Below are 21,004 nucleotides of genomic sequence, written 5' to 3'. Positions count from 1 at the left end.
TCAGGCGGCGACACTGACATATTGCTCGCCCTTTCAGACCCTAACGTTACTGAATAAACAGTGCTCAAATAAAGGGAACTCTTATGCGTCTAACTACCCTATGGTTACTCTCAGCCGGATTGCTGCTCAGTGTGAATGTGATGGCGGCGGATACAGCAAAAACCCCCTCACCAGCTCAAGCCGCGCAACAGAAAAAAATGACCGATTGTAACCAGCAAGCAACAACCCAATCCCTGAAAGGTGATGATCGGAAGAAATTTATGAGTCAGTGCTTAAAAGCACAAGTTCATCCTGATGAAAAAGCCCTGACCCCGCAACAGCAGAAAATGAAAAGCTGTAATGCCGAGGCAGCAACCAAAGAGTTAAAAGGTGACGCGCGTAAAACCTTTATGAGTACCTGCCTGAAGAAAGCCGCTTAATCTCCTCTTGTAATAATCATACATTTATCGATATGGAGCCTTTAGTGCTCCATATATCACTTTACTGTCCCCGTTTTTCGTAGCTTGTTTTTTAGTAACGACAGGCTGCAATCTCGATACCACCCCTTATCAATCTATGAAAAGTAAACAATACTTATGTATAAAACACAGCCATAAATTATAAAGTCATTAAATATCAACAAATTGTATATTATTAAACTGATGCCAAACTGATACTACATAAATTAAATATTAAGTTAGGATTATTATCAACGCAAAGAAAAACATTCGAGGATTTAAATGATGGGGGTAAATAATACAAATTATGAAATTTCCTCAGAAGAATCTAACCTTAATACTCTTAAGAATTTAGGTCAGTCAGGAAAAGATATTAAAATAGGAATTATCGATGGTTTAATAGAAAGAAATCATCCTCTGCTAAACCATATGAATATTCATTGTTCATTTATGAATGAAGAAAAAAAAACCACACATGGTACTGCGGTATGCAGCATTGTGGGAGGAAAAGGTTTAGGTATTGCTGAAAATGTTGAAATTTACAATATTCCAGTATTCCATGAGAACTCGCAGGGGAAATTACAAGGGTGCTCTGAGTTAACACTGGCTAAAGCAATTAATGAAGCTCGTCAGCAAGGATGTCATATTATTAATATCAGTGGTGCATCGCTGTCGGTAAATGGCCGTGGGTCTGATGATTTGTGTAAGGAGGTAAATAATTGCCAACAAGCTGGAATATTAATTATTGCAGCAGTAGGAAATGAAGGTATTAATCAGGAATCATTACCAGAGTCTTTAGATTCAGTATTAGCCGTCGGTGCTTGTGATAAAGAGGGATATCCAGCCAAATTTAATAACTTTGGTCATAAACTAAGAAAAAAAATGTTGTTAGCACCTGGAATTTCAATACCCGTAGCCATAACAGGTAACAATATTTCTCTGGTATCTGGTAGTAGTTTTGCCGCACCTATTATTGCCGAATTTTCCGCATTAATTATACGAGCGTTATCATTAAATGGAAATAATCAAGCAGCCAAGGTGGTCAATAGATTGTTATTTGAAACCGCCACGAAGTTGCAGCCGCCAGCTTTGGAGCGCCAAATATTTACGTTACATCGTCTTAATATTTCATCGTTACTCCAGCGTGTACAACAAGAGTTAACACTCTACCAACAAAATAGGAATACCATTATGTCAACTGAAGATAGCATTATTAACCCATCATCAACTGAGTTATATCTTGCACCTGAAAATGTAATAACGCCAGCAACTGAAGCAAATGAGAATTATATTTTGAAGCAACAAAATTATCTTCTCAGCCACAAAATTCAAGTTTAACTTTGCCCAAAATTAATGATTCGGCAGCTAATAACTATGTTCATGCGCCCATAAATAGAGTCAAACCACAGGCTGGAGGAAGAGGGAGTGGAACGCGTTTCAGTATCTGGAGTCGTCACTGGGGAAACACGCCTGTTTAATGGGCAAGTCATTCCAACCGTTAGCCCGGTAAGTCGCCCTGATTCAGGCTGTTGGGATGTGGTATTAGAATTCTTCAATCCTAAAGAAAGATTAACCACTGCTCGTAAGCTATATCGCGACACAATCGATGTAAGCGATATTATGCCAGTAACAATTGGAACATTACGCAGTTGGTATGTCTATTAAGTCTAACGCTCTCTTTATTTAAATATTTGTCGTCATCCGACGGCGATAATCCGGTGATTAAATTCACCACTACATAAAAATATGAAGGAAAGAAACATGAAACTTCCAATCCAAGCTCAAAGTGTTAACCGTATTGCTGAAGCAAAAATGCAAGAGGAATAAATAATGAAATTTAATCTGATTAAACTTTTGCCTGTTCTTTTGTTGACCGCATGTACCACAACAGATCACTCCACCGCGCCCAAAACTACACCCTCGGCACCTACCGTTACCGAACAAAATTTGCCTGCTGCAGCTATTGATAACTGCCTTGTCGGCTGCCCGACCGGTGGTAGTGATCAAACAATTATCCGTGATGTGTATACGCTGAACAATAACAGTCATACCAAATTTGCAAATTGGGTGGCATATAAAGTCACAAAAAGTAGTCAAGCTAGCAACCACCCGCGTAAATGGGCACAAGATCCCGACTTGCCAGCCTCAGATACACTAGCACCGGCAGATTATACTGGTGCTAATCAAAAGCTGGCCGTTGATCGTGGGCATCAGGCTCCGCTGAGCTTACTCGCTGGTAACAACGATTCGCAGGCACTTAATTATTTGTCAAATATCACACCACAAAAAGCAGCCTTAAACCAAGGTGCATGGGTGAGGCTCGAAGACAAGGAGCGCACATTGGCTAACCGTCAGGATGTAACTGCTGTTTACTCCGTTACCGGGCCGCTATTTGAACGCAATATAGGAACACTGCCAGCAAAGCCGTCTGTTGCATTCCCGAGTGGCTATTGGAAGATCATTTTTATTGGCACATCACCGGATAAAGGCCAGTATGCTGCATTCCTGATGGATCAAAATACGGCCAAATCTGCTAATTTCTGCGATTATCAAGTCACCGTTGATACCATCGAAGCAAAAACAAATCCCCAACTGACTATCTGGTCAAACTTGCCTGCAGATGTTGCCCAAATAATTAAATCGCAAAAAGGGACACTGGCTCAGACGATTGGATGCAATTAAATCGATTCGACCTCTGGCCTTACCTTATGATAAAAAATTGGCTATGGTTAAACACTATCGATTGCTGTCTGTGGTCATCACGCAATATAATGATAATAGTTATCATTGAATATACCCTGAATAATTCAAGTTGCAGCAAGACAGTCAACACGTATGCAGCTTGAAGTTGTAATCGGTATAAATTAGTCATCTGAGGAGTTCGAACTATGGCAGTAACAAAGCTGGTTCTGGTACGTCACGGCGAAAGTCAATGGAACAACGAAAACCGCTTCACCGGTTGGTATGACGTTGATTTGTCTGAGAAAGGCCGTACCGAAGCAAAAGCAGCTGGCAAGCTGTTGAAAGATGAAGGTTTTACTTTTGATTTCGCCTACACCTCAGTATTAAAACGCGCTATCCACACCTTGTGGAGCATCCTGGACGAATTGGATCAGGCTTGGCTTCCAACGGAAAAAACCTGGAAACTGAATGAGCGTCATTACGGCGCATTGCAAGGTTTGGATAAATCTGAAACTGCGGCTAAATACGGTGATGAGCAAGTTAAACTGTGGCGTCGCGGCTTTGCCATCACCCCTCCAGCACTGGATAAAAGTGATGAGCGCTTCCCTGGTCATGACCCACGTTATGCAAAATTAACCGATGCAGAACTGCCAACCACTGAAAGCTTGGCTCTGACTATCGATCGCGTTATCCCTTACTGGGAAGAAGTGATCAAACCACGCATCGCCAGTGGCGAGCGCGTTATCATCGCTGCTCACGGTAACTCTTTGCGTGCACTGGTGAAATATCTGGATAATCTGAACGAAGAAGAAATTCTTGAGCTGAATATCCCAACAGGTGTGCCATTAGTGTATGAGTTTGACGAAAACTTCAAACCAATCAAACACTACTATTTGGGCAACGCTGATGAAATCGCGGCTAAAGCTGCTGCGGTGGCCAATCAGGGTAAAGCGAAGTAATCATTCCTGATTAGTAGCATAAAAAACCCCCGTACATCTCAGATGCCGGGGGTTTTTATTGACCAGCTATTGGCCCAAATTCAACATGGCAAGTTCGATAGCCTACTGGCGGCGAGCGTTGACTGCGTTTGATAACTGGCGTAACAACGCTTCTGTATCTTCCCAACCAATACAGGCATCGGTGACACTTTGGCCGTAAGTTAAGGGTTCGCCACTTTCCAGATTCTGACTACCTTCGACCAGATGACTTTCAATCATCACGCCCATAATAGATTTTTCGCCCTGAGCAATCTGACGGCAAACATCCGTTCCTACTTCCATTTGCTTTTTGAATTGCTTACAGCTGTTAGCATGGCTGAAATCAATCATGATTTGTGGTTCCAGGCCAGCTTTGCTAAGCCCTTCTTTCACCGCTGCAACATGGGAACTGCTGTAATTCGGTTCTTTACCACCACGCAGAATGATATGGCAATCATCATTTCCGGCGGTATTGACAATCGCTGAGTGTCCCCATTTAGTCACCGACAGGAAACAATGTGGCGCACTGGCGGCATTGATAGCATCAATAGCAACTTTGATAGTGCCATCGGTACCATTTTTGAAACCAACTGGGCAAGACAGGCCAGAAGCCAGCTCACGGTGCACCTGAGATTCCGTGGTACGGGCACCAATCGCCCCCCAGCTCATCAGGTCAGCCAGGTATTGAGGGGTAATCATATCCAAAAACTCACCGGCAGCCGGTAAGCCGCTCTCATTAATATCCAATAGCAACTTACGTGCGATACGCAGACCATCATTGATGTTATAGCTACCATCCATATGCGGATCGTTGATCAGACCTTTCCAACCCACCGTGGTACGCGGTTTTTCAAAATAGACCCGCATCACCACTTCAAGCTCACCTTGCAGCTCTTCACGCAATGTCAGCAAGCGGGCCGCATATTCTTTGGCCGCCTGAGTATCGTGAATGGAGCATGGGCCAATCACCACCAACAAGCGGTCGTCCTGAGCGCGTAAAATGTTGTGAATCGCAGCGCGGGTCTTGGCGACGATTTCTGCTGCATTATTGCTGGCCGGAAACTTCTCTAGCAGGGCGACTGGGGGCAGGAGTTCCTTAATTTCTTTAATTCGTAGGTCATCATTCAGGTAATTCATAGCTCTTCCATTAAGTCTTGTGACGATCATCGCACAACGTCTGTCTGTATTAATCTAGTTGAACCAATCTAACTGGTGAATTGGATGCTGTAAATCTACTTTATCGCATTAGAAGAGCAGTACAGATAAACAACAACATCGCTGTTATCTATAATATGCATCAATCATTGAATGAAATCCTATCAGGGCTAACATAGATAGATAATTCTCGTTTTGCGTTCAGCTTTACCATTGAAGGATAAATATGTCTGCATCATCGTTTTTCCCACAAGACGGCAACAGCAAGCGCCTGTTGATAGCTTTCGCTGTGACGACTCTGTTTATGGTGGCAGAGGCGATTGGCGGCTGGTTATCTGGTTCGTTGGCACTGCTGGCTGATGCCGGGCATATGCTGACCGATTCTGCCGCATTATTTATTGCACTAATGGCAGTACATTTCTCACGGAGGAAGCCGGATTCTCGCCATACCTTTGGTTATTTGCGTCTCACCACACTGGCTGCTTTTGTTAACGCCGCAGCTTTATTGTTGATTGTCGTGCTGATTTTTTGGGAGGCGGTTCGGCGTTTCTTTACCCCGCATGAGGTGATGGGTGTACCGATGTTAATCATTGCCATAGCGGGATTATGTGCGAATATTTTCTGCTTCTGGATACTTCATCGTGGCGAGGAAGAAAAGAATATCAATGTGCGGGCTGCAGCCTTGCATGTTATGGGTGACTTATTAGGTTCCGTCGGGGCTATCGTGGCAGCCGTAGTGATCCTGACCACCGGCTGGACACCCATAGATCCAATTTTATCAGTATTAGTCTCGGTATTGGTATTACGCAGTGCCTGGCGTCTGCTGAAAGAAAGTTTTCACGAACTATTGGAGGGCGCACCGCAGGAGATTGATATCAATAAGTTACGCAAAGATCTCTGTGCCAGCGTCTATGAGGTGCGGGACGTCCATCACGTCCACTTATGGCAAGTCGGTGACCAACGGCTGATGACACTGCATGTACAGGTGATCCCACCGCAAGACAATGATGAATTACTGCAACGAATTCAGCACCATCTGCTGCATCATTACCATATTGGTCATGCCACCATTCAGATGGAATACCAGCACTGCGAAGCACCTGATTGCGGTATTAATCAAGCCGCCAGTGCAGGAGAACACCATCATCACCATCATTGATGTCATCAGTCAGGCGAATGCTTTGGAGCACCTCGCCTGACTGACATTTCCAGCAACAGTTATTGGACCGAAATATTAGTCATTCTGGGTAGACAGTGGGCGTGAATGGTTTCGTGCCGCACTCTTAATCCACAGCCAAGAGCCATTTAGTGCAATCAGCGTCAGTATCACGTATTCCAGCGCCATGGCGTAAACGCCTTGGTAGGCGAAAATTGCCACACTGATAACATCAATAATCACCCAAATCAGCCAGTTTTCAACATACTTCCGGGTCATTAAGATCATCGCCACGATGGATAAGACCATCATAGTGGAATCCCAGAATGGGAAAGCGTCTGGCTGCAACTCCGGCATTTGGACGTTCGCCCCCAAACCTTGCATAACGGTAACTGCCGCACGGGTCAGCCAGGCAAATACCGTATCAATATGTAACGTCATCAACGCGATACCCGCGACACAAACCACGCCCCAAACCAATGCTTTCGGCAAAGATAGCCAACGAATTTTCAATTCTGCTTGGTTATCAGGCGTTTGTTTGCTCCAGGCATACCAACCATAAATATTGGCTACAAAGAAGAACAGCTGTAGCAACAAGCTGGCATAGAGTTGGATCTGGAAGAAAATCACCGCGAACAACGTCACGTTTATCAACCCAAACAAGTAGTTAATGATTTTCTCTTTGCTGGCAAACCAGATACACAGCAACCCAAACAGCGTACCTATTGCTTCAATCCATGAAAGATCATACCCGCCGGTACCCAGCGGAATATGAACCAATATATTACTGGTACTAAAGAAATCCATCTGGTTATCCTTTTGCTATTAATTTAAGCGTTTTATCGGCATAAAACTTTTAAAGAGAACAAATACTTATGCATTGGAGGTTAATGACAAAGTGCCCATATCAGTGGGAACAGGCAGATCGCAAAGAGGCCGTACCCCCTTCCCTGGGGGTTCGACCCGCGCCATCCTTGGTGCGGATGCTTTACTCTTCTGCCTGTTCTCACCTTGCAAGATCGAGTCTTTGGGGTTTGTCAGCCGTCTGAAATGCTTACGCATTACCTTTGGTCTGTAACTTCAACTCGTTGGCAAAATCCAACATGCGATTTAGCGGTATCAGCGCCTGCTGACGCAATTGCTCATCAACATGTATCTCATGCATCACACCCCCCTGCTCCAGCCCCTCAGCTATCGCTTTAAGACCATTCATCGCCATCCACGGACAATGCGCACAGCTTCGGCATGTTGCACCTTCACCAGCAGTGGGCGCTTCGAATAACTCTTTATCTGGACAAGCCTGCTGCATTTTATAGAAAATGCCCCGATCCGTTGCGACGATCAGTTTTTTCTGGGGCAATGTTTTTGCCGCCATGATCAACTGACTGGTTGAACCTACCGCATCCGCCATATCGACAACAGCTTGTGGCGACTCCGGGTGAACCAACACCGCGGCATCGGGATGTAATGCTTTCATTTGGGCCAGTGCCTGGGTTTTAAACTCGTCATGGACGATACAAGCCCCCTGCCAGCACAGCACATCGGCACCACTCCTTTTTTGTACGTAGTTTCCAAGATGCCTATCCGGTGCCCAGATTATTTTCTCACCCAGGCTATCGAGATGTTCGATTAACTCAACCGCGATACTGGAAGTGACCACCCAATCAGCCCGGGCTTTGACCGCCGCTGAGGTATTGGCATACACCACGACAGTGCGGTCAGGATGGCTGTCGCAGAATGCGGCAAATTCATCAGCCGGACAGCCTAAATCCAGCGAACATTCAGCATTGAGGGTTGGCATCAATACTTGCTTTTCGGGATTGAGTATTTTAGCCGTTTCACCCATAAAACGAACGCCAGCGACCAGCAGAGTTGACGCAGGGTGGTTGTTACCAAATCGCGCCATCTCCAGGGAATCAGCAACACAGCCGCCAGTCTCTTCGGCCAAAGCCTGAATTTCAGGGTCAGTATAATAGTGAGCGACTAACACGGCATCGCGTTGCTTCAGCAGTGTTTTAATTTTCTCACGATAAAAGGCTTTTTGGTCCACATCCAGCGGGACAGGCCGCGCAGGGAAAGGATAAATCGCTGCATTCACATCAAAAGTTTCGCTCATCGCTCACATCTCTATTGCCAGTGATTCCGGAGCCATAATGCCTTTCAGGCTGCCAGTCAGATTGATTTGTTTTTTATCCTAAACAAAATACTCAATATTTTGCGAAAAGTCGCCAGATATTGTCTCAAAATGGCAAAAATGTTTAATAGAGTTAAATATGGGGGAAGTTGAGTGATAGAAAGGATAGTAGAGGATTATAGAGATCTGTTTGGGGTTCTGGAATGAGAAATATAAATGATATTGCTTGGAAGGTATAACAGGAGAAGGAGAAGATAATGGTGGGTCGTGCGGGATTCGAACCTGCGACCAATTGATTAAAAGTCAACTGCTCTACCAACTGAGCTAACGACCCATTATGTTTACTATTTGATGACAATTCAGTGCCAGTCGTGCGGGATTACTTGACATAATGGTGGGTCGTGCGGGATTCGAACCTGCGACCAATTGATTAAAAGTCAACTGCTCTACCAACTGAGCTAACGACCCATTATGTGTACTACCAATGACAATTCAGTGCCTGTCGTGCGGGATTACTTGACATAATGGTGGGTCGTGCGGGATTCGAACCTGCGACCAATTGATTAAAAGTCAACTGCTCTACCAACTGAGCTAACGACCCATTATGTGTACTACCAATGACAATTCAGTGCCTGTCGTGCGGGATTACTTGACATAATGGTGGGTCGTGCGGGATTCGAACCTGCGACCAATTGATTAAAAGTCAACTGCTCTACCAACTGAGCTAACGACCCATTATGTGTACTGCCAATGACAATTCAGTGCCTGTCGTGCGGGATTACTCGTCCTGCTGACTCGCCCTTCGGGTCAACGCTAACGCGTTGCTGTCTCGCTTCGCTCGGCTCGAACCTGCGACCAATTGATTAAAAGTCAACTGCTCTACCAACTGAGCTAACGACCCATTATGTTTACTACGAACCATAATTTCCTGTTGCTTTAACGTTTTACAAGTTGTCTTGGCAACGGCGGCATATATTACTAATTTCTCTTCACAGTGCAACTTAAATTTCTGTAAAGACGTCTAACTGCTTGTTCTTCGTTCGCCAAAGCCCAGAAACTAGTCAATAAGACCGATTCCTGGGCTCGAAAAAGGCTAAAGAGCAGATAAACGTTTCTGTGCTTGTTTAGCAGCATCAGTGTTGGGATATTGCTTGATCACTTGTTGATAAACCGCCTTCGCTTTATCGCTTTGGCCTTTATCCTGCATGATCACCCCAACTTTAAACATCGCTTCTGAACTTTTTGGAGACTTTGGATAATTTTTTACTACAACAGCATAATAATACGCAGCATCATCTTTCTTACCTTTGTTGTAATACAACTGCCCTAACCAATAATTGGCGTTAGGTTGGTAAGTCGACTTTGGATACTGTTTCACAAAGCCTTGGAAAGCAGTGATCGCTTGATCGTATTGCTTTTTTTCAAGAGCCAGAGAAACAGCTGCATTGTAATCGCTATTTTCATCGCCAGTACTGGCTGCAGGTGCCGCTGTAGCTGCTGCTGCGCCTGCGGCGGCAGTATCAGAACTTCCAGTCGCTGCATTATCTGTCGCAGCGCCAGCAGCCGCAGGCGTTGAAGTAGACGCCCCCTGACCACCGCTCAGACTATCCATCTGCTGGTAGATCTGTTTTTGCCGCTCAACAATTTGATTGAGCTGATACTGATTTTCTTGGATCTGACCGCGTAAACTATCTACATCGCGTTGCGAATCTGACAGTTGTTGCTGAAGTTGAGTTAATAGTTGGCTGTGAGCGTTGGAAATACGCTCAAGTTGAGTGACTCGATCTTCTACCGAGCCGGAGCCGACATTACTGATTGGCGCTTGGGCAGTAGCGGCCCATGGGACCGCTACGCCAACCAGTAACGACAGACCCACTAAGTGACGTCTGAAGTTACTGTTCATGCGATTCTCTTAGTAAACCAGAACTGCACGACGGTTTTTAGCAAATGCGGCTTCGTCATGGCCCAGTACTGCTGGTTTCTCTTTACCGTAAGAAACGATAGAGATTTGGTCAGCAGAAACGCCTTTACCTTGCAGATACATTTTCACTGCGTTTGCACGACGCTCGCCCAACGCGATGTTGTATTCTGGCGTACCGCGTTCATCCGCGTGGCCTTCAACAACAACTTTGTAAGATGGGTTGCTACGCAGGAATGCAGCATGTGCATCCAGCATTTGAGCGAAGTCAGAACCGATATCGTATTTATCGAAACCGAAGTAAACGATATTGTTCTTTTGCAGTTCTTGCATCTGAAGACGCGCTTGCTCTTCGGAAGACAGGTTGCTGCCGTTTTCTGTACCAGTGCCAGCGCCCATGCCAGATTGGTCATTATTTGCGCTTTTGTTAGAACTACAAGCAGCGATTGCCAGAACTGGCAAAGCCAACATTAGCCCTTTTAGCACTTTGTTCAGTTGCATCTCTTTGATCCTTTTATAGTTTGCCATACATACGTATTTACACATGCATCACAGATACGGCGACCAGGCAGGAAATTTGACCTGTCCATCAGTTGCCGGAAGACGCGCTTTGAAACGCCCATCAGTCGAGACCAGCTGTAACACGGCTCCCAGCCCTTGTGTCGAGCTATAGATAACCATGGTGCCGTTAGGCGCGATACTAGGCGTTTCATCCAGGAACGTGTCCGTTAATACTTGAACGGCTCCCGTTACCAGATCCTGTTTGGCGATGTGTTGTGCCCCACCATTGGAACTAACCAATACCAGGAATTTACCATCAGGACTCACATCTGCGTTCTGGTTCTGAGAACCTTCCCACGTGATTCGCTGTGGCGCACCGCCATTAATATTCACTTTATACACTTGTGGACGACCGCCCTGATCCGAGGTATAGGCCAGATTCTGGCTATCCGGGAACCAGCTTGGTTCAGTGTTATTGCTACGACCATCAGTCACCTGGCTAATTTGGCCAGAACCTAAGTCCATAACATACAAATTCAAGCTACCGCTTTTAGACAAAGCGAAAGCCAATTTGGTGCCATCTGGCGAGAAGGCTGGTGCACCGTTATGACGAGGGAATGAAGCCACTTGTCTGATTGCACCATTTGCCAGCGTCTGAATAACCAGTGCTGATTTGCCACTCTCAAAAGTTACATAAGCAATTTTGCTACCATCTGGAGACCAGGCTGGTGACATCAAAGGCTCTGGAGAACGGTGAACCACAAACTGGTTGTAGCCATCGTAATCAGAAACCCGCAATTCGTGTGGGAACTTGCCGCCATTGGTTTGCACAACATAAGCAATACGGGTACGGAAAGCACCTTTAATCCCAGTCAGTTTTTCAAATACTTCATCACTGGCGGTATGCGCGGCATAACGTAACCACTGTTTGGTCACTTTATACTGATTTTGCGCCAAAACGCTACCGGCGGCACCAGAAGTATCTACTAACTGGTAAGAAACCACATAGCTGCCATCAGCACTCGGTTGAACCTGACCCACCACCACGGCATCAATACCGAGCGCAGTCCAGGCAGCAGGGGTGACTTCAGCTGCTGTAGAAGGTTGTTGTGGCATACGCGCCGCATCAATTGGGTTAAATTTGCCACTATTGCGCAAATCCGCGCCAACGATCGCACCAATCTCTTCCGGTGGTGTACCTGGCCCCATCCATTTGAATGGAACAACACCAATTGGACGAGCAGAGTCTACCCCTTGGGTAATCTCAATTCGAACTTCTGCGTGTAAAACAGAAGCCCATAATACTAAAAAGCCTAGCGCAACTCGAAATGCCTGCTTCATTTTATCTCCCTTATCCGAGCGGGATGCCCGCGATAATTAGCAGAATTTTAACAAACCAACGCAAACAAAACTACATAATCCACGGTTGATTAACACCATTATACCCTGTCAATCAAACCTTATTGAGGCTTAAATACAAGCGGAGCATTCTTAAACACCTCATACACGTCCTGACTTGGCGGTTTAGGTATTTTAGCGAGTTTCGCCGCAGCGATAGCCGCCTGGCACAGTGCCGGATCGCCCCCTTCCTGTTTAACATCAATTAATAGACCATCTGGTGCCAGTTTAATTCGCAGATTACAGGTGCGACCTTTGTAAAGATCAGCATCATAAAATTTACTTTGGATTGCAGCAGTGACTTGGCCCAAATAGCCGCTGATATCACCTGCTGACGCCCCACTCTTCTTGCCGCCACCTTTACCGGCAGCAGCAGCGCCTGCACCGGAACCACTTTTCGGTGCATTCTTGGAATTTGCCAGGCCACCGAATAAATCATCAACATCTGTTGCAGCGGCGGCTTCTGCGGCAGCTTTCTTTTTGGCCTCAGCAGCTGCGGCTTTTTTAGCATCAGCGGCGGCTTTCTTCTCAGCATCAGCAGCCGCTTTCTTCTCGGCAGCTTCTGTTGCGGCCTTTTCAGCAGCATCTGCGGCTTTCTTCGCATCTGCATCAGCTTGTTTCTTCGCAGCAGCGGCGACAGCGGCCTCTTTTTTGGCCTCGGCTTCAGCTTTTTTCTGTGCTTCGGCCTGTGCTTTTACCAACTTATCCGCTTCTGCTTTAGCTTGCGCTGCAGCGGCCTCGGCCTGCTTCTGCTCTTCTTTCGCTTTTGCGGCGGCGGCAGCGGCAGCTTTCTGTTGCTCAGCGGCCTCTTTCTGCTGTTCAGCTGCTTGTTTTTTCTGTTCTTCAGCCGCCTGCTTCGCATCTTCCTGTGCTTGCAGACGCTCTTTTTCCAATTCTTTCAAGCGTTGTTGTTCTGCTGCCTGCTTTTGCTGTAATTCCTCAGCTTGCTGTTCAGCTTTCTTCTGGCGTTGCTGCTCCGCGCGTTTAGCGTCCGTCTGTTGCTGTTGCTGACGGTTATACTGCTCTGTCACTGCGCCCGGATCGACCATGACGGCGTCAATAACTTCACCGCCAGCACCGCCACCGCCCATTTCAGTCGTCTGCGTCAGAGAGCCCCAAATCAACAGGGCAATCAATATGATGTGCAGAACCACCGACACTATAACAGCGCGATTCAGCTTATCATTTTGCTCGGTTGCCTTACCCACGCTCGATTTCCACACTCGATGTCCGCGATCTATTGCTAAAAAACGGAACTGCCAAAAACAGGGTATCTACTGGCCAGACTGATTATTAGTCCAACCAATATCAACGCAAATTTATATCGGTTGAGTCATTAAGCCCACCGATGTCACTCCAGCCTGATGCAGCATATTAAGGGCCTTAATGATTTCATCATAAGGAACCTCTTTCGCACCGCCGATCAGAAATACAGTTTTCGGATTCGATTTCAACCTCGCCTGAGCCTCTGCCACCACTTGTTCTGAAGGCAGTTGCTCCATCCGCTGATGGTCAATAACCAACGAATATTGACCGACGCCGGATACCTCGACAATCACCGGAGGATTATCATCGCTGGAGACCGTTTTGGAATCCGTCGCGTCAGGTAAGTCCACCTCAACGCTTTGCGTGATAATCGGTGCTGTCGCCATAAAGATCAGCAATAGCACCAGCAGCACATCAAGCAAGGGAACAATATTAATTTCAGACTTAAGCTCGCGCCGTTTACGACCACGTACTCGCGCCATATAACCCCCTACTTATTTGCTCTCGGCGCTGGCAAAAGCCTGGCGATGCAGAATAGCAATGAACTCTTCCATGAAATTGTCATAGTTTTGTTCAAGTTTATTCACGCGCTGATTCAGGCGGTTATAAGCCATAACAGCAGGGATAGCGGCAAACAGACCGATTGCTGTGGCAATCAGTGCTTCAGCAATACCCGGTGCGACCATTTGCAATGTCGCCTGTTTGACTGCACCCAGAGAAATAAAGGCATGCATAATCCCCCATACTGTACCAAACAGGCCGATATACGGGCTGATGGAACCAACAGTACCAAGGAAAGGAATATGAGTTTCCAGCGCTTCTAATTCACGGTTCATAGAGATGCGCATGGCACGGGAAGCACCATCAATCACGGCTTCAGGCGCATGGCTGTTTGCACGATGTAAACGAGCAAACTCTTTAAACCCAGAATGGAAGATTTGCTCGGAGCCACCCAGCGTATCACGGCGAGCCTGACTTTCTTGATACAGGCGAGACAGCTCGATGCCGGACCAAAATTTGTCTTCGAAAGCTTCTGCATCGCGGGTAGCAGCATTCAGAATACGCGTTCGCTGAATGATGATCGCCCATGAAGCAATAGAAAAGCCCATCAATACCAGCATGATAAGCTTAACGAATAGGCTTGCCTGCAGGAATAAATCCAGAATGTTCATGTCAGCCACTACTTAAACTCCGCGACAATAGACTTAGGAAGCGCTCTTGGCTTCATTTGGTGTGGATCGATACATGCGATCAATACTTCTGCACTACTCAGAAGATTGCCATGTGAGTCGAGAATTCGTTGAGCAAACGTGAGAGAAGCCCCACGCATTGCGGTAATTTCACTCTGAACTTCCAGCATATCATCTAGACGTGCAGGTGCCAGGTATTCTACCGTCATGCGGCGGACAGCGAAAGCGACATGCTCACTGAGCAATTGCTGCTGGTGAAAATTGCGTTGGCGCAACATTTCAGTGCGCGCCCTTTCGTAAAAGGCAACGTAGCGTGCATGGTAAACCACGCCACCTGCATCAGTGTCTTCAAAGTAGACACGAACCGGCCATCGAAACAACGTATTACTCACTCTACTTCCCAGTAATGCAGTTAACGGACACACTATACTGAAGAGCGTTAAGCTTTGGAATCACTTGCGAGAATAGAACGAAAATAATTATGGGCCAGGCGGCCCATAAGGAGAGATTGTGTTCAGATTAGGCGAAACATGACCAGATTAGACAAAAAAGTAAAATAATCCCGCGCCCAAGATCACAATTGCTGGAAGTGGTGAGAAAAAAGCACGCAACCACATCCGTTTTGGACGAAAACCTACGCCATGAATCATACCGGTACACACGGCCCACACAATAAAGACCTCTTGCCAGATTTCAAGTGAGCTGGTCGCCGCCGCAAAACGCGAAGGGTCCCAAAACACACAAAACGCCACAGCGAATGCGAATACCAGTGAAAGGGCCCGTAACGGGCCCTTGTCCATCAAATTGTATAGCTTATCGGACAACATCATCTTTGCCATTATTAGCAGCTTTCGCTGCTGCATTGGCTTCACTCTGCTCCAGCGCCAGAGCAGTAATGATACCAAAGGAGCAGGCCAGAAGTGTCCCTAGAATCCAGGCAAAATACCACATGCTTTATGCTCCTTAGTACAGTGAGTGCTTGTTGTTTTCGATAAAGTCTTTATCAATACGCCCGAACATCTTGTAGTAACACCAACTGGTGTAAATCAGGATGAGAGGAACAAAGATTATCGCAACAACGGTCATCACTTTCAGCGTTAACAGGCTAGATGTCGCATCCCACATGGTCAGGCTGACATTTGGTACTGTGCTTGACGGCATGACGAATGGGAACATCGTTACCCCAGCAGTCAGGATCACACAGGCAATAGTCAGTGATGAGAATACGAAGGCCCAAGCCCCTTTTTCAAAGCGCGACAACAAGATGGTGAACAGTGGCAGAATCACGCCAAGTGCTGGCAGCGCCCATAAACTTGGATACTTGTTGAAGTTAATCAACCATGCGCCTGCCTGATGAGCAACTTCTTTACGCATCGGGTTAGATTCAGCTGCTGTATCCAATACTGAAGTCACTACAAAACCATCAATACCTTTAACTAACCAGATACCGGCTAGCAGGAAGGCGACGCCCATCACCAAAGCAGAAATCTGCGCGGCAGCACGAGAGCGCAAGTGCAGCTCACCGCGGGTACGCATTTGCAGATAAGTCGCACCTTGAGTCACCAGCATAGTTAAGCTGACCACCCCCGCCAGTAAGCCAAACGGGTTCAGCAACTGGAAGAAGTTACCGGTGTAGAACAGGCGCATATAGCTGTCCATATGGAACGGCACACCTTGCAACAAGTTGCCGAACGCCACACCGAACACCACCGCAGGCACGAAGCTACCGACAAAAATGCCCCAGTCCCACATGTTGCGCCAGCGGTTGTTCTCCAGCTTAGAACGGTAATCGAAACCGACCGGGCGGAAGAACAACGCAGCCAATACCAGAATCATCGCAATATAGAAGCCGGAGAATGCCGCTGCATACACCATTGGCCAGGCAGCAAACAGCGCCCCACCCGCAGTTATCAGCCAAACCTGATTACCATCCCAGTGGGGGGCAATCGAGTTAATCATAATGCGACGTTCTGTATCATTCTTACCGATGATACGCAGCAGGATACCGACACCCATATCGAAACCATCGGTGACTGCGAAACCAATCAGCAGCACACCGATCAGCAGCCACCAGATAAATCGTAATACTTCATAATCAAACATAAGTGGACTCCTGTTTACCGTGCTTCCTGCACTGGTGCAGTCGGCTGTTCAAAATGATAGCGGCCAGTTTTCAGGCTGCTAGGCCCAAGGCGCGCGAATTTGAACATCAGGTACATTTCTGCCACCAGGAACAGCGTGTACAAACCACAAATCAACCCCATGGAGAATAGAATATCCCCAGCGGTAACCGATGAGTTTGCAATTGCTGTCGGTAGCACTTCACCGATGGCCCATGGTTGGCGGCCATACTCTGCCACAAACCAACCTGCTTCCACTGCAATCCACGGTAATGGAATACCGAACAAGGCAGCGCGTAATAGCCATTTCTTCTGACCAATCCGACCACGAACCACGTTATAGAACGACAGGCCGATGATCAGTAACATCAGGAAGCCACAAGCCACCATGATGCGGAAGGCAAAGTACAGCGGCAGAACACGTGGAATAGAGTCTTTGGCGGCTAACTGAATTTGCTCTTCAGTGGCATCCGTTACGTTTTGCGTATAACGCTTCAACAACAGGCCGTAGCCCAAATCTTGCTTAGCCTTACTGAATGCTTCACGCACAGCTGGATCAGTATTACCTGAACGTAATTTTTCCAGCAGACTGTAAGCCTGGATACCATTACGGATACGGACTTCGTGCTGAGACATCAAGTCACGCAAGCCGATAACAGGTGTATCCAATGAACGCGTCGCAATTATTCCCAAAGCGAATGGAATCTGAACCGCAAACCGGTTCTCCATCGTTTCCTGATTTGGGATGGCAAACAGTGTAAATGCAGCTGGAGGTGGCTGAGTTTCCCATTCAGCTTCAATTGCAGCCAGTTTAGTTTTCTGCACGTCACCCATCTCATAACCGGATTCATCACCCAGCACGATAACAGACAAGACGGCAGCCAAACCAAAGCTTGCAGCAATAGCAAAGGAACGTTTGGCAAACGGAATATCACGGCCTTTCAACAGATAGTAAGAACTGATACCCAGAACAAACATCGCGCCAGTGACATAACCTGCTGCAACTGTGTGAACAAATTTCACCTGAGCAACTGGGTTTAGCACTAACTCTGAGAAGCTCAGCATTTCCATACGCATGGTTTCAAAGTTGAAGTCAGATGCAATCGGGTTTTGCATCCAGCCGTTCGCAACCAAGATCCACAGCGCAGAGAAGTTAGAGCCTAACGCCACCAGCCAGGTTACGGCCAAATGCTGGTGTTTACTCAGACGATCCCAACCGAAGAAGAAGAGACCAACGAAAGTAGATTCTAAGAAGAACGCCATTAAACCTTCGATTGCCAGAGGGGCACCGAAGATGTCACCGACGTAATGAGAGAAATATGACCAGTTAGTCCCGAATTGGAACTCCATAGTCAGACCAGTGGCAACACCCAGGGCAAAGTTAATCGCGAATAACTTACCCCAGAACTTGGTCATATCTTTATAGATTTGTTTGCCAGACAGCACATAAACCGATTCCATAATTGCCAACATAAACGCCATACCCAGCGTTAGTGGGACAAATAAGAAATGGTACATTGCCGTTAAGGCAAACTGTAACCGTGACAGTTCGACAATATCAAACATCTTGACTCCTTGCTCCTCGCAGGAAGACTCCGACTTGCGGCAACTTAACCTCCGCTATATTGGAAGTTTAGTAATTACCCACAGTGAATGCCCAAAAAACACAACAAAAATAACAATATCAACTACCCAGTATTACACCGCGGTAATAGTACGCTTCTAATCCCACACAATAAATAGGATTTTACGTGACCCAGCTTCGAGTTCTGGATACAGGTCAATAAATAGGCCGTTTGCCTATCATGCCGTAATTTGATCCAGAACAATTTAAGCCCATATGAACATTATTGCCATATTCAAAAGTTGATTTAGAACAATTAATTCTTTTCCATGTTAATTAAAAGTTCGATTGTTTTTATATAATCCATTGCTGTTAATAAAATGTAATTTTATGGTTTAGTTAATGCTTTATTACATCGTTATTATGCGATCCAGGTTAACTTTTAAATTTATTATTTTCAGAGTGAGTTAAATCACATTTCCAAGTTTTATATCAATATAGTAGTTCATCCTGAGGGAAGCGTTCGCAAGTGTTGCCATTTTGTTGCATGATGAAGTGCTATGACATTATAAAAGATTGAATCCTCTACAATGAAAAAAATAGCACTCACCACTTTACTCTGTATCAGTACCCCGATTCTCGCCGCTCAACAAGTTGATATCACCATCTTGGGAACCTCTGACCTGCACGGCACTTTTGTGCCGTGGGACTACGCCAGTGACAGTGAAAACCTGGCTGGCAGCTTGAGCCAAATTGCCACCAAAGTGCATAAAATACGCGCCGAACAGCCGAATATTATTTTGGTCGATGCCGGAGATACCATTCAGGGTAACTTTGTCGAAACTTTTAAAAATGAACCTATTAGCCCGATGATACTGGGCTTCAATGCCTTAAAATATGATGCATGGGTGATGGGTAATCACGAATTTGATTTTGGCTTAAAAGCCCTTTCTACCTCACTCAAGCAATTTGATGGTGCTGCGCTGGCGGGTAATATCTTCTGGGATTCAGGCAAACCCTACCTCCCCTCTTATAAAATCATTGAACGCCAAGGAGTTAAAATCGGCATTATCGGCATGGACACGCCCATGACTGCCGAGTTTGCCCAAGGCACGGATCGCATCAATGGCATCCATTTCACTGATCCGGTACAGGAAGTGAAAAAGGTCATTCAGCAGATCCAGCCACAGGTCGATGCCATTGTTCTGGTCGCGCATATGGGGATCGATAATGAAAATCAGCGCCCTGGAACCGGTGTTGGTGATATTGCCCAGGCTAACCCCGAGCTTGCCGCCATCGTCGCAGGTCATATGCACGTGAAGATTGATAAGGCCGTGGTGAATGGTGTCATTATCACTGAACCGGATAAATATGGCCGCGCACTGTCACGTATTGACCTGAAATTTGAGCAACGAGACGGGAAATATCACCTGATAGAGAAAGACAGCTACACCTACCCCATCAAGGGCATTGAGTCCGATAAGTCACTGGAATCACTCTATCAGCCTTACCACGATATTTTACGCGCCAATGCTAATCGTGTGATTGCGACACTAAATGGCACGAATTTAGTCCCGCCGGATGAGATTAAAGGCATTCCGCAAGTCCATGTGCAAGACACTGGCATCAGCGCACTGTATCAAGAAGCCGCCCATTATTACGCTCCGCTGGCGCAAGTCATTGCCTTACAAATTGATAATGACCGGCCAAAAATGGATGTAGGTAATATCACGGCTAAAGACATTGCATTTAACTATCAATATGCCGGTGGGGAAGTTACCGTTTATGCTCTGACGGGCAAAGAACTGAAGCAATATATGGAATGGTCGGCTGATTACTTTAACCAGGTTAAACCAGGGGATGTGACCTACAGCTTTAATCCGCAGCGCCGTGCCTCTAAATATTCCACCAATGATTTCTTTGACGGTGTGACTTACACCATTGATTTACGTCAGCCAGTCGGCTCACGTATCACCGACCTGCGCCTCAATGATGGCACACCCGTTACGGATACCACGCCAATTCATCTGGGCATGAACAGCTATCGAATGGGGCATTTGACGCAAAAAGGTGGCGTGCTCGAGGGACAAACATTCCCCGTGCTGTCAGACAGTAAAGTCCAATATGGAGAAGAAGCAGGCACTATCCGTAATTTGACTATTCGTTATCTGACTGATGTTAAGGCGGGTAAATATGAAGGAAAACTGCAACAGCGCTGGCATTTAGTGGGATTGGAAGGCTACGAGAAAGAGCGGCAGATTGTTAAACAGCTGATTAATAACGGCACACTTGCTGTGCCCGCGACGGCTGATGGCCGCTATACCAACATCGCGTCTATCAATATCAAAGATAAGATATTTAATGATAAAGCCAGCTACCAGGCTGCTTTAGCAACATTGCAACAGCAAGCCACCGCAGCAAGCAGTGAACTGGCCAAACAACAGGCTCAAACTGATATTGCATTAATTACCGCGTTAAATAAGTTCTGATTAGGTATTAAAAAGGC

21 protein-coding genes and 5 tRNA genes are annotated in these 21,004 nt (G+C 46.4%); 7 read left to right on the top strand and 19 right to left on the bottom strand.

Annotated elements, in window-relative coordinates:
* Positions 1-83 precede the first annotated feature (83 nt).
* The 5 genes from FGL26_RS00905 to gpmA all read left to right on the top strand — a co-directional run bounded on the left by FGL26_RS00905 (position 84) and on the right by gpmA (position 4,078).
* Positions 84-419 (top strand): PsiF family protein, encoded by a 336-nt coding sequence (locus tag FGL26_RS00905; protein WP_005168046.1) that lies wholly within the window; start codon positions 84-86, stop codon positions 417-419.
* A 300-nt stretch (positions 420-719) separates the two neighbouring features.
* On the top strand, positions 720-1,775 hold the full coding sequence (locus tag FGL26_RS00900; RefSeq protein ID WP_227746648.1) for a S8 family serine peptidase: 1,056 nt from the start codon (positions 720-722) through the stop codon (positions 1,773-1,775).
* 87 nt (positions 1,776-1,862) lie between these two features.
* Complete coding sequence (locus FGL26_RS21590) at positions 1,863-2,102, top strand: cyanobactin maturation protease PatG family protein (protein ID WP_227746649.1); 240 nt, start codon at positions 1,863-1,865, stop codon at positions 2,100-2,102.
* A gap of 165 nt (positions 2,103-2,267) precedes the next feature.
* Positions 2,268-3,119, top strand: a complete 852-nt coding sequence (locus FGL26_RS00895) for a DNA/RNA non-specific endonuclease (protein WP_005168044.1) — start codon at positions 2,268-2,270, stop codon at positions 3,117-3,119.
* A gap of 206 nt (positions 3,120-3,325) precedes the next feature.
* Positions 3,326-4,078, top strand: a complete 753-nt coding sequence (gene gpmA / locus FGL26_RS00890; RefSeq protein ID WP_005159006.1) for a 2,3-diphosphoglycerate-dependent phosphoglycerate mutase — start codon at positions 3,326-3,328, stop codon at positions 4,076-4,078.
* A 102-nt stretch (positions 4,079-4,180) separates the two neighbouring features.
* Here the strand turns inward: gpmA and aroG are convergent, their stop codons facing one another.
* Positions 4,181-5,233 carry a 3-deoxy-7-phosphoheptulonate synthase AroG gene (aroG, locus tag FGL26_RS00885; RefSeq protein WP_005168042.1) on the bottom strand — a complete coding sequence of 351 codons (1,053 nt, stop codon included), beginning with the start codon at positions 5,231-5,233 and terminating at the stop codon, positions 4,181-4,183.
* Positions 5,234-5,477: 244 nt separating this feature from the next.
* On the opposite strand from aroG, the gene zitB reads away from it, so the two are divergent.
* Positions 5,478-6,410: a CDF family zinc transporter ZitB gene (gene zitB, locus FGL26_RS00880; protein ID WP_005168040.1), complete on the top strand. Its 933-nt coding sequence runs from the start codon at positions 5,478-5,480 to the stop codon at positions 6,408-6,410.
* A 75-nt stretch (positions 6,411-6,485) separates the two neighbouring features.
* Here the strand turns inward: zitB and pnuC are convergent, their stop codons facing one another.
* The 18 genes from pnuC to cydA form a co-directional block, all read right to left on the bottom strand.
* Complete coding sequence (gene pnuC / locus FGL26_RS00875) at positions 6,486-7,214, bottom strand: nicotinamide riboside transporter PnuC (RefSeq protein ID WP_005168038.1); 729 nt, start codon at positions 7,212-7,214, stop codon at positions 6,486-6,488.
* Between the two features lie 247 nt (positions 7,215-7,461).
* On the bottom strand, positions 7,462-8,523 hold the full coding sequence (gene nadA / locus FGL26_RS00870) for a quinolinate synthase NadA (RefSeq protein WP_005168034.1): 1,062 nt from the start codon (positions 8,521-8,523) through the stop codon (positions 7,462-7,464).
* 276 nt (positions 8,524-8,799) lie between these two features.
* Positions 8,800-8,875: transfer RNA gene (locus FGL26_RS00865), tRNA-Lys, on the bottom strand.
* Between the two features lie 58 nt (positions 8,876-8,933).
* Positions 8,934-9,009, bottom strand: a tRNA-Lys gene (locus FGL26_RS00860).
* A 57-nt stretch (positions 9,010-9,066) separates the two neighbouring features.
* Positions 9,067-9,142: transfer RNA gene (locus FGL26_RS00855), tRNA-Lys, on the bottom strand.
* A 57-nt stretch (positions 9,143-9,199) separates the two neighbouring features.
* Positions 9,200-9,275, bottom strand: a tRNA-Lys gene (locus FGL26_RS00850).
* 94 nt (positions 9,276-9,369) lie between these two features.
* Positions 9,370-9,439, bottom strand: a tRNA-Lys gene (locus FGL26_RS00845).
* 195 nt (positions 9,440-9,634) lie between these two features.
* On the bottom strand, positions 9,635-10,444 hold the full coding sequence (cpoB, locus tag FGL26_RS00840) for a cell division protein CpoB (protein ID WP_005165506.1): 810 nt from the start codon (positions 10,442-10,444) through the stop codon (positions 9,635-9,637).
* Between the two features lie 9 nt (positions 10,445-10,453).
* Positions 10,454-10,960: a peptidoglycan-associated lipoprotein Pal gene (gene pal, locus FGL26_RS00835; RefSeq protein WP_004393299.1), complete on the bottom strand. Its 507-nt coding sequence runs from the start codon at positions 10,958-10,960 to the stop codon at positions 10,454-10,456.
* A 48-nt stretch (positions 10,961-11,008) separates the two neighbouring features.
* Positions 11,009-12,301, bottom strand: coding sequence for a Tol-Pal system beta propeller repeat protein TolB (gene tolB / locus FGL26_RS00830; RefSeq protein WP_005165502.1), 1,293 nt, complete (start codon positions 12,299-12,301; stop codon positions 11,009-11,011).
* A 119-nt stretch (positions 12,302-12,420) separates the two neighbouring features.
* Positions 12,421-13,566 (bottom strand): cell envelope integrity protein TolA, encoded by a 1,146-nt coding sequence (gene tolA / locus FGL26_RS00825; protein ID WP_005168031.1) that lies wholly within the window; start codon positions 13,564-13,566, stop codon positions 12,421-12,423.
* Positions 13,567-13,677: 111 nt separating this feature from the next.
* The gene (gene tolR / locus FGL26_RS00820) at positions 13,678-14,106 is read right to left on the bottom strand and encodes a colicin uptake protein TolR (protein ID WP_004393306.1); all 429 of its coding nucleotides are present in this window, start codon (positions 14,104-14,106) and stop codon (positions 13,678-13,680) included.
* Positions 14,107-14,118: 12 nt separating this feature from the next.
* A complete protein-coding gene (gene tolQ / locus FGL26_RS00815; protein WP_004393307.1) occupies positions 14,119-14,805 on the bottom strand; it encodes a Tol-Pal system protein TolQ in 687 nt (228 codons plus the stop codon).
* Entirely contained in the window at positions 14,805-15,206 is a 402-nt protein-coding gene (gene ybgC / locus FGL26_RS00810) for a tol-pal system-associated acyl-CoA thioesterase (RefSeq protein ID WP_005165498.1), read from the bottom strand. Before ybgC ends, tolQ begins: the two co-directional genes overlap by 1 nt.
* 147 nt (positions 15,207-15,353) lie before the next feature.
* Positions 15,354-15,641 (bottom strand): cyd operon protein YbgE, encoded by a 288-nt coding sequence (gene ybgE, locus FGL26_RS00805; protein WP_172668233.1) that lies wholly within the window; start codon positions 15,639-15,641, stop codon positions 15,354-15,356.
* Positions 15,628-15,765: a cytochrome bd-I oxidase subunit CydX gene (cydX, locus tag FGL26_RS00800; protein ID WP_005165495.1), complete on the bottom strand. Its 138-nt coding sequence runs from the start codon at positions 15,763-15,765 to the stop codon at positions 15,628-15,630. Before cydX ends, ybgE begins: the two co-directional genes overlap by 14 nt.
* 12 nt (positions 15,766-15,777) lie before the next feature.
* Complete coding sequence (gene cydB, locus FGL26_RS00795; RefSeq protein ID WP_005168027.1) at positions 15,778-16,917, bottom strand: cytochrome d ubiquinol oxidase subunit II; 1,140 nt, start codon at positions 16,915-16,917, stop codon at positions 15,778-15,780.
* A gap of 14 nt (positions 16,918-16,931) precedes the next feature.
* Entirely contained in the window at positions 16,932-18,500 is a 1,569-nt protein-coding gene (gene cydA, locus FGL26_RS00790) for a cytochrome ubiquinol oxidase subunit I (RefSeq protein ID WP_005168026.1), read from the bottom strand.
* A 588-nt stretch (positions 18,501-19,088) separates the two neighbouring features.
* On the opposite strand from cydA, the gene FGL26_RS00785 reads away from it, so the two are divergent.
* Positions 19,089-20,987, top strand: a complete 1,899-nt coding sequence (locus tag FGL26_RS00785) for a bifunctional metallophosphatase/5'-nucleotidase (protein WP_005168025.1) — start codon at positions 19,089-19,091, stop codon at positions 20,985-20,987.
* Positions 20,988-21,004: the final 17 nt, after the last annotated feature.

This window comes from Yersinia enterocolitica subsp. enterocolitica (assembly GCF_901472495.1).
Lineage (GTDB): Bacteria > Pseudomonadota > Gammaproteobacteria > Enterobacterales > Enterobacteriaceae > Yersinia > Yersinia enterocolitica.
The sequence above is the reverse complement of the archived record's forward strand: the minus strand, read 5'-3'. Positions and strand labels throughout refer to the sequence as shown.

Excerpts from the sequence above, each read along its gene's own strand:
- FGL26_RS00905 (WP_005168046.1), top strand. The coding sequence starts at position 84 with ATGCGTCTAACTACCCTATGGTTACTCTCAGCCGGATTGCTGCTCAGT.
- FGL26_RS00900 (WP_227746648.1), top strand. The coding sequence starts at position 720 with ATGATGGGGGTAAATAATACAAATTATGAAATTTCCTCAGAAGAATCT.
- FGL26_RS00895 (WP_005168044.1), top strand. The coding sequence starts at position 2,268 with ATGAAATTTAATCTGATTAAACTTTTGCCTGTTCTTTTGTTGACCGCA.
- gpmA (WP_005159006.1), top strand. The coding sequence starts at position 3,326 with ATGGCAGTAACAAAGCTGGTTCTGGTACGTCACGGCGAAAGTCAATGG.
- aroG (WP_005168042.1), bottom strand. The coding sequence starts at position 5,233 with ATGAATTACCTGAATGATGACCTACGAATTAAAGAAATTAAGGAACTC.
- zitB (WP_005168040.1), top strand. The coding sequence starts at position 5,478 with ATGTCTGCATCATCGTTTTTCCCACAAGACGGCAACAGCAAGCGCCTG.
- pnuC (WP_005168038.1), bottom strand. The coding sequence starts at position 7,214 with ATGGATTTCTTTAGTACCAGTAATATATTGGTTCATATTCCGCTGGGT.
- nadA (WP_005168034.1), bottom strand. The coding sequence starts at position 8,523 with ATGAGCGAAACTTTTGATGTGAATGCAGCGATTTATCCTTTCCCTGCG.
- cpoB (WP_005165506.1), bottom strand. The coding sequence starts at position 10,444 with ATGAACAGTAACTTCAGACGTCACTTAGTGGGTCTGTCGTTACTGGTT.
- pal (WP_004393299.1), bottom strand. The coding sequence starts at position 10,960 with ATGCAACTGAACAAAGTGCTAAAAGGGCTAATGTTGGCTTTGCCAGTT.
- tolB (WP_005165502.1), bottom strand. The coding sequence starts at position 12,301 with ATGAAGCAGGCATTTCGAGTTGCGCTAGGCTTTTTAGTATTATGGGCT.
- tolR (WP_004393306.1), bottom strand. The coding sequence starts at position 14,106 with ATGGCGCGAGTACGTGGTCGTAAACGGCGCGAGCTTAAGTCTGAAATT.
- ybgE (WP_172668233.1), bottom strand. The coding sequence starts at position 15,641 with ATGTTGTCCGATAAGCTATACAATTTGATGGACAAGGGCCCGTTACGG.
- cydX (WP_005165495.1), bottom strand. The coding sequence starts at position 15,765 with ATGTGGTATTTTGCCTGGATTCTAGGGACACTTCTGGCCTGCTCCTTT.
- cydB (WP_005168027.1), bottom strand. The coding sequence starts at position 16,917 with ATGTTTGATTATGAAGTATTACGATTTATCTGGTGGCTGCTGATCGGT.
- cydA (WP_005168026.1), bottom strand. The coding sequence starts at position 18,500 with ATGTTTGATATTGTCGAACTGTCACGGTTACAGTTTGCCTTAACGGCA.
- FGL26_RS00785 (WP_005168025.1), top strand. The coding sequence starts at position 19,089 with ATGAAAAAAATAGCACTCACCACTTTACTCTGTATCAGTACCCCGATT.